12 protein-coding genes are annotated in these 13,600 nt (G+C 66.7%); 4 read left to right on the top strand and 8 right to left on the bottom strand.

Annotated elements, in window-relative coordinates:
- Positions 1-67 precede the first annotated feature (67 nt).
- From G4G71_RS25620 to ppnN, 4 genes are all read left to right on the top strand, one after another.
- A complete protein-coding gene (locus G4G71_RS25620) occupies positions 68-1,489 on the top strand; it encodes a TolC family outer membrane protein (protein WP_169941204.1) in 1,422 nt (473 codons plus the stop codon).
- Complete coding sequence (locus G4G71_RS25615; protein WP_169941202.1) at positions 1,486-3,594, top strand: type I secretion system permease/ATPase; 2,109 nt, start codon at positions 1,486-1,488, stop codon at positions 3,592-3,594. Before G4G71_RS25620 ends, G4G71_RS25615 begins: the two co-directional genes overlap by 4 nt.
- Positions 3,591-4,832 (top strand): HlyD family type I secretion periplasmic adaptor subunit, encoded by a 1,242-nt coding sequence (locus G4G71_RS25610; RefSeq protein WP_240964843.1) that lies wholly within the window; start codon positions 3,591-3,593, stop codon positions 4,830-4,832. Before G4G71_RS25615 ends, G4G71_RS25610 begins: the two co-directional genes overlap by 4 nt.
- 304 nt (positions 4,833-5,136) lie before the next feature.
- On the top strand, positions 5,137-6,528 hold the full coding sequence (gene ppnN, locus G4G71_RS25605) for a nucleotide 5'-monophosphate nucleosidase PpnN (protein ID WP_169941200.1): 1,392 nt from the start codon (positions 5,137-5,139) through the stop codon (positions 6,526-6,528).
- 286 nt (positions 6,529-6,814) lie between these two features.
- Here ppnN and G4G71_RS25600 read toward each other — a convergent pair whose 3' ends face one another.
- From G4G71_RS25600 to rsxA, 8 genes are all read right to left on the bottom strand, one after another.
- A complete protein-coding gene (locus G4G71_RS25600; protein ID WP_017521020.1) occupies positions 6,815-6,997 on the bottom strand; it encodes a PA3496 family putative envelope integrity protein in 183 nt (60 codons plus the stop codon).
- Between the two features lie 107 nt (positions 6,998-7,104).
- On the bottom strand, positions 7,105-7,743 hold the full coding sequence (nth, locus tag G4G71_RS25595; protein WP_169941198.1) for an endonuclease III: 639 nt from the start codon (positions 7,741-7,743) through the stop codon (positions 7,105-7,107).
- Positions 7,740-8,453 (bottom strand): electron transport complex subunit E, encoded by a 714-nt coding sequence (locus G4G71_RS25590; protein ID WP_169941196.1) that lies wholly within the window; start codon positions 8,451-8,453, stop codon positions 7,740-7,742. Before G4G71_RS25590 ends, nth begins: the two co-directional genes overlap by 4 nt.
- Entirely contained in the window at positions 8,446-9,078 is a 633-nt protein-coding gene (rsxG, locus tag G4G71_RS25585; protein ID WP_169941194.1) for an electron transport complex subunit RsxG, read from the bottom strand. Before rsxG ends, G4G71_RS25590 begins: the two co-directional genes overlap by 8 nt.
- Complete coding sequence (locus tag G4G71_RS25580) at positions 9,075-10,115, bottom strand: RnfABCDGE type electron transport complex subunit D (protein WP_169941192.1); 1,041 nt, start codon at positions 10,113-10,115, stop codon at positions 9,075-9,077. Before G4G71_RS25580 ends, rsxG begins: the two co-directional genes overlap by 4 nt.
- Positions 10,115-12,436 carry an electron transport complex subunit RsxC gene (gene rsxC, locus G4G71_RS25575; protein ID WP_169941190.1) on the bottom strand — a complete coding sequence of 774 codons (2,322 nt, stop codon included), beginning with the start codon at positions 12,434-12,436 and terminating at the stop codon, positions 10,115-10,117. Before rsxC ends, G4G71_RS25580 begins: the two co-directional genes overlap by 1 nt.
- Positions 12,433-12,987 (bottom strand): electron transport complex subunit RsxB, encoded by a 555-nt coding sequence (gene rsxB / locus G4G71_RS25570; protein WP_169941188.1) that lies wholly within the window; start codon positions 12,985-12,987, stop codon positions 12,433-12,435. The genes rsxC and rsxB overlap by 4 nt, the downstream gene beginning before the upstream one ends.
- Positions 12,984-13,568, bottom strand: coding sequence for an electron transport complex subunit RsxA (gene rsxA, locus G4G71_RS25565; protein ID WP_169941186.1), 585 nt, complete (start codon positions 13,566-13,568; stop codon positions 12,984-12,986). The genes rsxB and rsxA overlap by 4 nt, the downstream gene beginning before the upstream one ends.
- Positions 13,569-13,600 lie beyond the last annotated feature (32 nt).

Here is a 13,600-nt window from a genome sequence, read left to right as displayed (position 1 = left end):
TGAGTTCCCCGAATACGAGTACGGAAGACCGTTCCGGCGCGCCTCCATTGACTCCGGGAGGCCCTCGGTGAACGCCTGGAAATTCGGACCTCTGGCCTGGCTTTGCCTGACCAGCTTCTCCACCGCAACGCTCGCCGGCGTCCTCGATGAGAGCTGGTTCGGCGCCAGCAGCCCTGAGCAGCGCAGCCTGGCCCCCAGCCAACTGATCGAACAGACCGGCGGCCAGCGCCTGACACCAGAGCTCGACGCGCCGGCCGCGCACCGTCTGCTGGACCTCAACCAGGCCGTGCAGATGGCCGTCAACCGCCACCCCTCCATTGCCGATGCCATCGCCACCCTGGCGCAGCAGGGCGACGGCATCGCCATGGCCCGTTCCGGCTACTACCCGCAGGTGAAAATGGGCCTGGGACGGGGCGACACCACCCAGAACGGCACCAGCCAGACCGCCTCGCTGTCCGTCTCGCAACTGCTCTATGACTTCGGCAAGGTCGCCGGCAGCGTCGACAGCGCCGAAGCGCAGTCACGGCGGCAACAGGCGCTGGTCCTCAAACAGATCGACCTGATCTCCCGGCAGACCGCCGAAGCGACCATCGACCTGCACCGCTACCGTCTCCTCGGGCGTATCGCCGATGAGCAGGTGAGCGCCATGGAGCGTGTCTATGCGATGACCCAGGACCGTGCGGGGGCCGGCGTTACCAGCCGTTCCGACCCGATCCAGGCGCTGGCCCGGGTCGACGCCGCGCGTGCCAACCAACTGCAGATCCGCTCGCAGTACCACCAGGCCCAGGAGCGTCTGCGCACCCTGGTCGGTGGCCCGGTTTCTGGCGAGATTGCTGCACTCTCCGACGATCAGGCCGCCCGCGTCGACCTGGCGCGGCGCCTGGACACCAGCATCCTGCCCGATGTGCTGGCCGCCGAAGCCGAGCGCCAGACCGCCGAGGCGCAGCTGCGGGTCGCCAAGGCCGACCGCATGCCAACCGTGAGCATCGAGGCTGCCAGCACCAAGGCGCTGAGTGGCGACAACCCCAGCACCTATGAGCGCCATGGCAGCGACAACAGCATCAGCCTGAACTTCACCTCGACCCTTTACCAGGGGGGCGGCCTGCGTGCCCAGGTGCGCGCCGCTACCAACGCCCTGGAAGCCGCGCGGCAACGCATCGAGGACGCGCGCCTGTCGGCCAGCGACCAGATGCGCAACATGCGCGAACAGATCATCGGCAACCGCGCGCGCCTGGGGGTGCTCGGCAGCCGCAAGCGCAACCTCGACGAATCCCGCGAGCTGTACCGCGAGCAGTACAAGCTCGGCACCCGCTCGATCCTCGACCTGCTCAACACCGAGCAGGAGTACTACCAGGCACTCTCCGACGAGGAAATGGTCCGCCATGACCTCTGGCTGGGCCAGGTCGGCCTGGTCGATGCCCAGGGTCGTGGCCGTGAGTTCTATGGCCTGAACTACACCACCGTACAGGGCATGGAGGTGCTGCCATGAGCCTGGCTCCGCAATCCGCACGCTGGCTGGACGCGATGCTCGCCGTCGCCCGCCACTACGGCATCGGTGTCTCCGAGGAGGGCGCACGTGTCGCCCTGGCCTGGGAGCAGGGCGCCTCCGCCGACCTGATGCTGCTGCACATGGCCAAGAGCCTGGGGCTCGCCCTGCGCTTCGGCAAACTCTCGGTCGAGCTGCTCGACGCCTGGCGCCTGCCGCTGGTGGCGGAGTTCGCTGACGGCAGCGTCTGCGTCGTGCAGACCATCGACGGCGAGGGCAACCTCGGCGTGCTGTTCAGCGGCGACAAGGGCCTGGAAACCCGCATCGGCGTCGAAGAGTTCCGTCAGCGGGTGCGCCGCGTGGCAATCCTCCGGCCGCAGGTGGCGGTCCCCGACGCGCGCGTCGACCAGTACATCCGGCCATACCGGCGCAACTGGTTCTGGAGCATCGCCCTGCGCGACTGGAAGCGCTACGGCGATGTCATGCTCGCCTCGCTGGTGGCCAACGTCCTGGCCCTGGCCGGGGTGATCTACTCCATGCAGGTCTACGACCGGGTAGTCCCCGCCAACTCCGAAGCGACCCTGTGGGTGCTGTTCGGCGGGGTGATGCTGGCGATCGTCTTCGAGTTCTGCCTGCGCGTTTCGCGCACCCATATCTCCGACACGGTCGGCAAGCGCGCCGACCTGCGCATCTCCGACGTGGTCTTCGGCCGCGCGCTGCGCCTGCGCAACTCCGCACGCTCGCGCTCCACCGGCACCTTCATCTCCCAGCTGCGCGAGATCGACCAGGTGCGCGACCTGTTCACCTCGACCACCGTCGGGGCATTGGCCGATCTGCCGTTCTTCCTGCTGTTCCTGGTAGTGCTGTGGATGGTCGGCGGCCCGCTGGTGTTCGTTGCCCTGGGCGCCGTGCCGCTGCTGGTGATCCCCGGCATGCTGATCCAGAAACCGCTGGAACGTCTGTCCAACGAAGGCATGCGCGAGTCGGCGTTGCGCAACGCGATGCTGGTGGAGGCGGTGCAGGGCATCGAGGACATCAAGCTGCTGCGTGCCGAGGCGCGTTTCCAGAACCAGTGGAACAACGTCAACGATGTGTCCGCCGGCATCAGCATGCGCCAGCGCTTTCTCACCAGCCTGCTGATGAGCTGGACCCAGGAAGTCCAGGGCATCGTCTATGCCCTGGTGTTGGCCCTGGGCAGTTATCTGGTGATGCAGGGTGACATGACCACTGGTGCCCTGGTGGCCTCGTCGATCCTCGCCTCGCGGATGATCTCGCCGCTGGCGCAGATGGCCTCGGTGTTCTCCCGCTGGCAGACCGCCAAGGTCGCGCGCAAGGGCCTCGACGAGCTGATGAGCCGGCCGGTGGACCAGCCCGAACGCGCCCGCCGTGTTCACCGCGCGGCCCTCAATGGCAATTACCAGCTCGATGGCGTGAGCTTCCGCTACGGCGACAACGACAAGCGCCCGGCGCTGATGGTGCCGCAGCTGCAGATCCGGGCTGGCGAGAAGATCGCCATCCTCGGCCGCATCGGCTCCGGCAAGTCGACCCTGCTCAACCTGCTGTCGGGCATGCACAGCCCGCAGGAAGGTCGCGTCTCGCTGGACGGCCTGGACCTGGCGATGATCGACACCGCCGACGTGCGCCGCGACATGGCCATGCTGCCGCAGAGCTCGCGGCTGTTCTACGGCACCATCCGCGAGAACATCCTGCTCGGCGCGCCGATGGCCAGCGACGCCATGGTTACCCAGGCGCTGTCCCTGTCCGGGGCGCTGTCCTTCGTGCAGGCGCTGCCCGATGGCCTCGACGAGGTGATCCTCGAAGGCGGCCAGGGCCTCTCCGGCGGCCAGCGCCAGACCCTGTTGCTGGCCCGCACGCTGATCCGCAATCCGTCCATCGTGCTGCTCGACGAACCGACCGCCAACTTCGACGAGATGACCGAACGCCAGGTGATCGACGCCATGGGCCCGTGGATGGCGCCGCGCACGCTGCTGGTCGCGACCCACCGCATGCCGGTCCTGAAATGGGTCGATCGGATCATCCTCATCGACAACGGGCGGGTAGTGCTGGACGGTCCCAAAGACAAAGTCCTCAAGGAGCTGACCCAATGACCGACCTCAAGCTCCCGGTAGCCAAGGCGGACGTCCCGCCGGCTCTCCCGCAGACCACGGTTTCCACACCACGTGCGCACCAGCGTGGCGCCCCGGCGGAGCCGCCGCTGCCGCGCTCCAGCCAGGTGGTGTGGCTGATTGCAGCCATGCTCGGGGCATTTGCCGTGTGGGCCAGCCTGTTCTCCCTGGATGAAGTCTCCACCGGTAGCGGCAAGGTGGTGCCGTCCTCCCGCGAACAGGTCATCCAGTCCCTGGAAGGCGGCATCCTGGTTTCGCTCAACGTTCACGAGGGCGATCTGGTCGAAGCCGGCCAGGTCCTTGCCCAGCTCGACCGCACCCGCAGCGAATCGGCGGTGGAGGAGAGCGCTTCGCGCATGCGCGCCGCCAAGGCCGAGGCCGCGCGGCTGTATGCCGAGGTCAACGGTACGCCGCTGAACTTCCCCGAGGATGTCCAGGCCTTCCCCGACCTGGTGAGCAGCGAGACGGCGCTCTACCACTCGCGCAAGGACAGCCTGGCGAAGAACCTGGCGGGCATCAACGACGCCCTGGGGCTGGTGCGCCGTGAGCTGGCGATGACCCAGCCGCTGGTGGCGCGTGGCGCCGCCAGCGACGTGGAAGTGCTGCGGCTGCGGCGCCAGGCCAACGAACTGGAGCGCAAGGCCACCGAGCTGCAGACCCAGTATGTGGTCAAGGCCCGCGAAGACCTGGCCAGGGCCAATGCCGAGATCGAGGCACAGAGTTCGGTCACCCGTGGCCGCTCGGACGCCTTGCACCGCACCACCTTTACCTCGCCGGTACGCGGCATCGTCAAGGACATCGCGGTCACCACGGTCGGCGGCGTCGTGCCGCAGGACGGCAAGCTGATGGAGATCGTCCCGGTGGACGAAAAGCTGCTGGTCGAGGCGCACATCTCGCCGCGCGATGTCGCCTTCATCCGCCCCGGCCTGGATGCCACGGTGAAGATCACAGCCTACGACTACTCGATCTATGGCGGCCTGCACGGCAAGGTTACGACCATCTCCCCGGACACCATTCAGGACGAGGTGAAACGCGAGGTCTTCTATTACCGGGTGTTCATCCGCACCGACGTCGATCACCTGACCAACAAGGACGGCAAGCGCTTCGACATCGTTCCGGGGATGATCGCCACGGTGGATATCCACACCGGCAACAAGACCATTCTCGACTACCTGCTCAAACCGCTGAACAAGGCCCGCGAGGCCCTGCGCGAGCGCTGAGCCAGCAGCGACACCCGATGGCCATCCACGATGGCTTGGAAACCCCGCCACCCCGGCGGGGTTTTTCTTTTCCGCTGTCATCAGAAAGTCACCGCAGCGTTCATACTCAAGGGGCATCGACGCCGGACGCGTCGATTGCGGAAGCAGTTTCCGCCATTCGCTTGTCACAGTCAGAAGGAGCGCGCTGCGGGCCGGAGAATCCCCGCCGCGACGCCCCCGGCAATGACGGCCGAATGGACGGCCGCATCGATATTTCGGAAGGCCCGCGCCCCGGCGCCCGGCTTCCTTCGTCAAGGAATACAGCATGTCCCCAAGACCGGTTAACAACGCCTCGGTCAGCCCCAAGGGCAGCCTCGAAACCCTTTCCCAACGTGAAGTACACCAGCTCAGCGAAGCGGGCTCGGGCAGTACCTACAAGCTTTTCCGCCAGTGTGCCCTGGCCATCCTCAACACCGGCACGCAGATCGACAACGCCAAGCACATCCTCGACGCGTATCGCGACTTCGAGCTGGAAATCCACCAGCAGGACCGCGGCGTGCGCCTGGAACTGTTCAACGCGCCGGCCGACGCCTTCGTCGACGGCGAGATGATCGCCAGCACCCGCGAGATGCTCTTCAGCGCCCTGCGCGACATCGTCTACACCCAGAATGCGCTGAACAGCCGACGCTTCGGCCTGGACAGCTCGGCCGGCATCACCGACTACGTCTTCCACCTGCTGCGCAACGCACGCGCCCTGCGCGCCGGCGTGGAGCCGAAGATCGTGGTGTGCTGGGGCGGCCACTCCATCAGCACCAACGAGTACAAGTACACCAAGAAGGTCGGCCACGAACTGGGCCTGCGCAGCCTCGACGTCTGCACCGGCTGCGGCCCGGGCGTGATGAAGGGGCCGATGAAGGGCGCCACCATCGGCCACGCCAAGCAGCGCATCACCGACGGCCGCTACATCGGCCTGACTGAACCGGGGATCATCGCCGCCGAGGCGCCGAACCCCATCGTCAACGAGCTGGTGATCCTGCCGGACATCGAAAAGCGCCTGGAGGCCTTCGTTCGCGTCGGCCACGGCATCATCGTGTTCCCCGGCGGCGTCGGTACGGCGGAGGAGTTCCTCTACCTGCTGGGCATCCTCATGCACCCGGAGAACCAGGACATGCCGTTCCCCCTGGTGCTCACCGGCCCGCGCAGCGCGGCAGCCTACATCGAGCAACTGCACGCCTTCGTCGGCGCGACCCTGGGCGAGGCGGCGCAGCAGCGCTACCGCATCATCATCGACGACCCGGCGGAAGTGGCGCGGGAAATGAGCGAAGGGCTCAAGCGGGTCAAGCAGTTCCGCCGCGAGCGTAACGACGCCTACCACTTCAACTGGTTGCTGAAGATCGACGAGGGCTTCCAGCGCCCGTTCGAGCCGACCCACGAGAACATGGCCGCCCTCGACCTGGGCCGCGATGTGCCGCCCCACGAACTGGCGGCAAACCTGCGCCGGGCGTTCTCCGGCATAGTCGCGGGCAACGTTAAGGACCGCGGCATCCGCATGATCGAGGAGTTCGGTCCGTACGAGATCCACGGTGATGCGGCCATCATGGAGCCGCTGGACGCGCTGCTGCAGGCGTTCGTCGAGCAGCACCGCATGAAGTTGCCGGGTGGTGCGGCGTATGAGCCTTGTTATCGGGTAGTGCAGCGCGCCGGCGTCGCGGTGTGATTTTGTAGGGTGACGGTGTCTGTCCCTGGAACCTTGTGCCAGGGATTTCCCTCTCCCTAACCCTCTCCCTGAAGGGAGAGGGGACTGGTTCGGCACCGGCGGAAACTTATGCGTCAGCCGACGCGGACAGCTCCCTCTCCCTTCAGGGAGAGGGCGGGGGGAGAGGGCAGCCCCTCTGACGCAAAGCTTTCCGGAAGCGAGCTCGCCCTACGAGCAGAAAACAAAAAGCCCCGCCAGGATGCGGGGCTTTTTCATACGGGCTTTACATTCAGGATCAGGAGAAGGCTTACAGATCGAAATCGTAGTCGGACAGTTGGCGTTGCAGGCGACGCTCTTCCAGGTAGTTGTCGATGATGCGGCGCTTGGTCAGGTTGGTCTTGGCGACCTCTGCCGTGGCTTCTGCGCCGTCATCGCTGTCGTCTGTGCTGACATCGTCCTCGAGTTCGAGGTCTTCTTTGTCGTTTGCCATTCGGTGCACTCCACAACACGGGGTGTGTTGGCGCCCCTTATATCGACAAAGGAGTGGACGGTAAAAAAGATTTTTTCAATCAGCCTGAAGGAATTTTCCCATAACGCTCAATCGTCCGAAGTCTTGTGCTTGTACTCGCACAGGTCCTCGATCCGGCAGCTGCCACACTGCGGCTTGCGCGCCTTGCAGACGTAGCGCCCATGCAGGATCAGCCAGTGGTGCGCATCCAGCAGGTATTCCTTGGGCACGAACTTGAGCAGCTTGCGCTCCACCTCCAGCACATTGCGCCCCGGCGCGATGTTGGTGCGGTTGGAAACGCGGAAGATATGCGTGTCCACTGCCATCGCCGGCTGTCGGAAAGCCGTGTTGAGAACTACGTTGGCGGTCTTGCGGCCCACGCCGGGCAAGGCCTCCAGGTCTTCGCGGTTCTCCGGCACCTGGCCGCCGTGCTTCTCGATGAGGATGCGGCAGGTCTCGATGGTGTTCTTCGCCTTGCTGTTGTACAGGCCGATGGTCTTGATGTACTCCGACAGGCCCTCCACGCCGAGGGCGTAGATCGCTTCCGGGGTATTGGCCACCGGGTAGAGCCTGGCAGTGGCCTTGTTCACGCCGACATCGGTGGCCTGGGCGGAAAGCAGCACCGCTATGAGCAGCTCGAAGGGCGAGCTGTAGGCCAGCTCGGTTTCGGGGTTGGGATTGTCTTCTTTCAGTCGGCGGAAAATCTCCGCGCGCTTGGCGGCATTCATTCGATCACTCCGGTCACGCGGACGCGCTGGCGCTCGGTCGCGGGTACGTCGCCCGCCTGCGCCTTGGCACGGTCCGACAGGCTTTCATCAATACGGTTCTTGAGGGCGATCAGCAGGCCCAGCACCAGGAAGGCGCCGGGCGGCAGCACCGCCAGCAGCAGGCCCTGGTAGCCGGGGACCTGTACTTTCCAGTCGGCGGCGGCCGGGCCGAACAGCAGCTCCATGCCGGCCAGCAGGGTGCCATGGCCGAGCAGTTCGCGCAGGGTGCCGATGATCAGCAGGACCAGGGCGAAGCCCAGGCCCATCATCAAACCGTCGAAGGCCGAGCGCGCCACGTTGTTTTGCGAGGCGAAGGTTTGCGCACGGCCGAGAACTACGCAGTTGGTGGTGATCAGCGGCACGAAGATGCCCAGCACCTGGTACAGCTCGAAGCGCCAGGCCTGCATCAGCAGTTCGATGCAGGTGGTCAGGGTAGCGATGATCAGCAGGAACGCCGGCAGGCGCGCGGCCTCGCTCAGCGTGCTGCGGATCAGCGAGACGCTGACGCTGGTGCAAAGCAGCACGAATAGGGTCGCCAGCCCCAGGCCGAGGGCGTTGACCATGGAGCTGCTGGTGCCGAGCAGAGGGCACAGGCCAAGCAACTGGACCAGCCCGGGATTGTTCTTCCACAGCCCCTGCAGGGCGATTTCGCGGTAGCCGGGATCATTCATGGTTCTCTCCCGAGGCGGGGGCGAGCAGCTCTGCTTTGTGCGCGTCGAAGTACTGCAGCGCCAGGTGCGTGGCCTTGACCACCGCGCGCGGGGTGACGGTGGCGCCGGCGAACTGGTCGAACTGGCCGCCGTCCTTCTTCACCTTCCAGCCTTTGTCGCCCGGATCAGTCAGCGAACGGCCGTCGAAGCCGTGCAGCCAGTCGCTCTTGCCCAGTTCGATACGGTCGCCCTGGCCCGGCGTTTCATGATGGGCCACGACCCGCACGCCGAGCAGGCGGCCCTGCGCAGTCACGCCGACCAGCAACTGGATCGAGCCGCCATAGCCATCCCGCGCCACGGGCTGGAGTACGACCGCCGTGGCCTGGCCCCGGAGCCGGGCGATGTAAGCGGGTGCCGGCTCGTCGCGGCCCAGCAGCTTGGGATCGAAAGCGCTGACTTCGGTTTCCAGCGGATGGTTGTCATAGCTGCCCCGGGGCAGCAGCTCAAGCAGCGTGCGGCCACGCGCCTCACGCTGGGCGGTGTCGATGCGCTGGGCGGTGAGCTGGTGAACGGTCGCCACCACGCCCGTGGCGATCAGCGCGACCAGGCCCAGTGCCAGGGCGCTCTTGAGCAGTTCGCGGTTCATTGCTCACCTGCCTTGAAACCCTGCTCGGGCTTCTTGTGCCCGTAGGTGCGCGGGCGGGTGAAGGCGTCGATGGTCGGTGCGGCGAGGTTCATCAGCAGCACGGCGAAGGCCAGGCCGTCGGGGTAGCCGCCCCAGGCGCGGATCACGTAGGTGAGCACGCCGACGCCGATGCCGAACACCAGCCGGCCACGGTTGCTGGTGGCGCCGGACACCGGGTCGGTGACGATGAAGAAGGCACCGAGCATGGTCGCGCCGCTGAACAGGTGCAGCAGCGGTGAGCCGTGGGAGTCGGAGCCGGAGCCGTTCCAGAACAGCAGGCTCATGACGAACAGCCCGCCGAGCATGCCCACCGGCGCGTGCCAGGTGAACAGCTTGCGCCAGAGCAGGAACAGGCCGCCGGCGAGGAAGGCCAGGTTGACCAGCTCGACGCCGCGCCCGCCGACGCTGCCGAATGCCGGGGACTGAGCCAGGAGTTCTTCCATGGTCAGGCTGTGGTTGTTGCGCACCACGTCCAGTGCCGTGGCGCCAACCCAGGCATCCGGCGCCTGGCTGGCGAACCCGAAGATCTGCCGCAACCCTTCGCCGAAACCGAGCGCGCTGTCCGGCGCCGGCCACTGGCTCATCAGTTGCGGGAAGGACACCAGCACCACCGCGTAGCCGACCATCGCCGGGTTGAACGGGTTCTGCCCGAGGCCGCCGTAGAGGTGCTTGCCGAAGATCAGCGCGAACACCGTGGCGACCGCGCTCAGCCACCACGGCGAGTATGGCGGCAAGGCCAGGGCGAGCAGCACGGCGGTGACCAGTGCGCTGCCGTCCTTGAGGAAGAATGCCAGCGGCCGATCGCGCAGCTTGAGCATCACGGCCTCGGTGGAGAGGGCGAGCAGGCTGCACCAGAGCAGGTTGAACAGAGTGCCCACACCATACATAGCGATCAGTACCAGAGCGCCGGGCGCGCAGGCGGCCAGCAGCGTCAGCATGACCCTTTGCGTGCGGTTGCTGCCTGTGGCGTGGGGTGAGCTGATGCGCGGCAGCTTCATCAGGGGGCCTCTCCACTGGCTTCGGCGATGGCGCGTTCCGCTGCTTGCAGGCGCTCGCGAGCCGCGGCCAGTGCCGGGTCGCCGGCGCCTTCGCGTTCGAGCTTCTTCAGGTCGGCGCGGGCGTAGGCTAGTTCGGTCTTGGCGGTGCGCAGGGCATCGGTGATCGGGCGCTTGTCGGTACGCACGAGGTCCGGCGGCGCCTTGCCGCTGGCGTCCTCGGCGGCGTGCAGGGCGGCTTCCGCAGCGGCGAGTGTGTGGCGGATGGTCTCCAGCTCCTCGGTGGGGGCGCCTTCACGCTCAGCGGCGCGCAGGGCATCGCGCTGGGCGATATAGGCCAGTTTGGCCTGGCGCAGGGCGAGAACGCCGTCGACGGACTGCTCGGCTTTCGATTCGATGGGCATGTCGATCCCCTGCAACGGATGGAGTTGGCTTTCAATGCGCTCGACGTCCCCGCGCAAGGCGGCGAGGGTGGCGCGCTGCTCTTCGCTGGGGGACTCGCCGAAGGCTTTCTCGGATTTTTTCAGCTGCGCGCGGGCCATGGCGGCGTCGATCTTCGCCTTCTTCAGCGCGGCTTCACTCGTGACCGGAGCGGCAGCGGGAGTTGGCTCCGCACTGGCGCTTTCTGCTTCGGCAGCCGCCAGCGCCGCTCTCGCCTCTTCGGCGGCGACGCGCAATTCGGCCACCTGGGCGCGCAGCTGTTCGGTGTCGTGGGCGGCCAGTTGCTTCTCGGCTTTCTTCAGCGCCACCTGCGCCATGCTCGCTTCGATCTTCAGGCGCTTGAGCTGGTCCGGCGCATTGCCCACGGACTTCTCGGCCTTCACCCGTTCGATCACCGATTGCGCGGCCGGCGCGCTGGGCGAGGCGATCTCGGGCTGGTCTTCCTGCACGCGCGCGGCGCGTTCCTGGCGGGCCAGGCGGTCGGCGGCGCGCCGATCTTCTTCGTTGCGCAGGCGCTCCTGGCGCTGCTCGAAGCGCAGGCGTGATTGCTCGGCCTTCAACTGCCGCTGTTCCAGCTCGCGGATCTCGGCTTTGGACGCGCGGTAGTACTGCACCAGCGGAATGCTTGACGGGCAGACGTAGGCACAGGCGCCGCACTCGATGCAGTCGAACAGGTTGTGCGCCACGAGTCGCTCGTGATCCTCCGCGAAAAAGTACAGCTGCTGCGGCAACAGGCTGGCTGGGCAGACCTGCGCGCAGTCGCCGCAGCGGATGCACGGCATGGCTGGCGCCGGCAGTGGCAGTTCTTCGCGGGTGGCGGCCAGCAGGCAGTTGGCGGTCTTGAGCAGCGGCGCGTCGAGCGACGGCAGGCTGTCGCCCATCAGCGGGCCGCCGAGGATCAGCCGGTCGAGCTTGCCGAGGTCGAGGCCGGCGAAATCCAGCAACTCGCCCACCGGCGTGCCGATCAGCGCTTCGACGTTGCACGGGCGAGCCAGCGCGGCGCCGGCCAGGGTGGTGATGCGCGAGATCAGCGGTTGCCCGCGTAGCACGGCGTCGGCCACGGCAACGGCTGTGGCGACGTTCACGCAGAGCATGCCGATGTCCGCCGGCAGGCCGCCGGAAGGGACTTCGCGGCCGGTGAGAACCTGAATCAGCTGGCGTTCGCCGCCCGAAGGGTAACGGGTCGGGATCGCCTGCAGCCGGATGTTCCGCTCACCGATGGCGGCCTGCACGGCGGCGATGGCCTGGGGCTTGTCGTCCTCGATGCCGACCAGCACCTGTTGCGGCTGAAGGACGTGCATCAGCACCTCGATGCCTTCCACCAGTTCGACGGCTCGCTCACGCATCAGCAGATCGTCGGCGCTGATATAGGGCTCGCACTCGGCGCCGTTGATGATCAGGGTGTGCAGGTCGTCCTGCGCGCGGGAGGCCAGCTTGGCAGCGGTGGGGAAGCCAGCGCCGCCGAGGCCGGCGATGCCCGCCTGGCGGATGCGCTCCAGTACTTCGACGCTGGAGAGAGAGGCGTAGTCGGACAGAGGCACGCGCGCGGCCCATTCCTCTGCGCCGTCGCTTTCAATGACGATGGCGGGCGCCGTCAGGCCGGATGGGTGCGGGTAAGGCTGCTCGCTCACCTCGACCACGACACCGGAAGTCGGCGCATGCAGCGCGGCGCTGATGGCGCTGCTGGCCTCCGCAATCAGCTGACCCTTGAGCACGCGCTGGCCGGCTTCGACACAGGGGCGCGCGGGCTCACCGATATGCTGTTGCAGGGGTAGTACCAGCCGGCGTGGCAGTGGCGGATGCTGGATCGGCGTGGCGGTGGATTGCTCCTTGTTGGCTGGCAATGTCAGGCCGCCCGGGAAATTCCAGACCTGCATGTTCATGCCGCCTGCTCCCGGTCGCTGTGGATCAGTCGGCTCTGCGGCAGCGGCCACTTCCAGTCGGCGACGCCTACCGGCAGGTCGCGCATCTCGATGCAGTCCACCGGGCAGGGTTCCAGGCACAGGTCGCAGCCGGTGCACTCGTCGACGATCACCGTGTGCATCAGCTTGGCGGCGCCGACGATTGCGTCCACCGGGCAGGCACGGATGCACTTGGTGCAACCGATGCACTCCGCTTCGCGGATATAAGCCACGCGCAGCGGGGTTTCCTCGGCGGCGTCCAGCGGCAGCGGTTCGACGTCCAGCAGGTCGGCGAGCGCGGCGATGGTCGCGGCGCCACCGGGCGGGCACTTGTTGATCGCATCGCCGGCGGCGATGGCCAGGGCGTAGGGCTTGCAGCCGGCATAGCCGCACTGGCCGCACTGGGTTTGCGGCAGCAGGTCGTTGATCTGCATGGCGATCGATTCGTCAGCGACCTTCACCCGCGCCGACGCCAGGCGCAGCGCCACGGCGCCGGCGAGGCAGAGCAGGATGATCAGCAGCGCCGCGATCATGGCTTGAGCAGCCCGCTGAAGCCCATGAACGCTAGCGACATCAGCCCGGCGGTGATCATGCCGATGGCCGCACCCTTGAATGGCTTGGGTACGTCGGCGATGGCGATGCGCTCGCGCAGGGCGGCGAACAGCACCAGCACCAGGGTGAAGCCCAGCCCGGCGCCGAATCCCTGGAAGATGGACTGCAGGAAGCCGAATTCGGGTTTGCGGGCATTGAGCAGGGCCACGCCCAGCACGATGCAGTTGGTGGTGATCAGCGGCAGGAAGATGCCCAGCCCGCGAGCCAGCAGCGGGCTGGTCTTCTTCACCAGCAGTTCGGTGAACTGCACCACCAGGGCGATTACCAGGATGAAGCCGATGGTACGCAGGAACTCCAGGTCCAGCGGTTGCAGCACGTAGCGCTGCAGGATGTAGCTGATGGCCGAGGCGAGGGTGAGGACGAAGGTGGTCGCCAGGGCCAGCGCAAACGCCGCCTCGATCTTGCGCGACACGCCCATGAACGGGCAGATGCCGAGGAACTGCACCAGCACGAAGTTGTTGACCAGGATGGCGCTGACCAGGATCAGGGCGAGTTCGGTCATCGCCGGGCACCGGCAGCTGCGCGTGGGCGGAA

The sequence above is a fragment of the Pseudomonas multiresinivorans genome, from assembly GCF_012971725.1.
GTDB lineage: Bacteria > Pseudomonadota > Gammaproteobacteria > Pseudomonadales > Pseudomonadaceae > Pseudomonas > Pseudomonas multiresinivorans.
This window is presented reverse-complemented; position numbering and strand designations above follow the sequence as displayed.

Bases quoted from the DNA above. Each gene is read 5' to 3' on its own strand.
- G4G71_RS25590 (WP_169941196.1), bottom strand. From the start codon at position 8,453: ATGAATGATCCCGGCTACCGCGAAATCGCCCTGCAGGGGCTGTGGAAG.
- rsxG (WP_169941194.1), bottom strand. From the start codon at position 9,078: ATGAACCGCGAACTGCTCAAGAGCGCCCTGGCACTGGGCCTGGTCGCG.
- G4G71_RS25580 (WP_169941192.1), bottom strand. From the start codon at position 10,115: ATGAAGCTGCCGCGCATCAGCTCACCCCACGCCACAGGCAGCAACCGC.
- G4G71_RS25600 (WP_017521020.1), bottom strand. From the start codon at position 6,997: ATGGCAAACGACAAAGAAGACCTCGAACTCGAGGACGATGTCAGCACA.
- rsxB (WP_169941188.1), bottom strand. From the start codon at position 12,987: ATGATCGCGGCGCTGCTGATCATCCTGCTCTGCCTCGCCGGCGCCGTG.
- rsxA (WP_169941186.1), bottom strand. From the start codon at position 13,568: ATGACCGAACTCGCCCTGATCCTGGTCAGCGCCATCCTGGTCAACAAC.
- G4G71_RS25615 (WP_169941202.1), top strand. From the start codon at position 1,486: ATGAGCCTGGCTCCGCAATCCGCACGCTGGCTGGACGCGATGCTCGCC.
- ppnN (WP_169941200.1), top strand. From the start codon at position 5,137: ATGTCCCCAAGACCGGTTAACAACGCCTCGGTCAGCCCCAAGGGCAGC.
- rsxC (WP_169941190.1), bottom strand. From the start codon at position 12,436: ATGAACATGCAGGTCTGGAATTTCCCGGGCGGCCTGACATTGCCAGCC.
- nth (WP_169941198.1), bottom strand. From the start codon at position 7,743: ATGAATGCCGCCAAGCGCGCGGAGATTTTCCGCCGACTGAAAGAAGAC.
- G4G71_RS25610 (WP_240964843.1), top strand. From the start codon at position 3,591: ATGACCGACCTCAAGCTCCCGGTAGCCAAGGCGGACGTCCCGCCGGCT.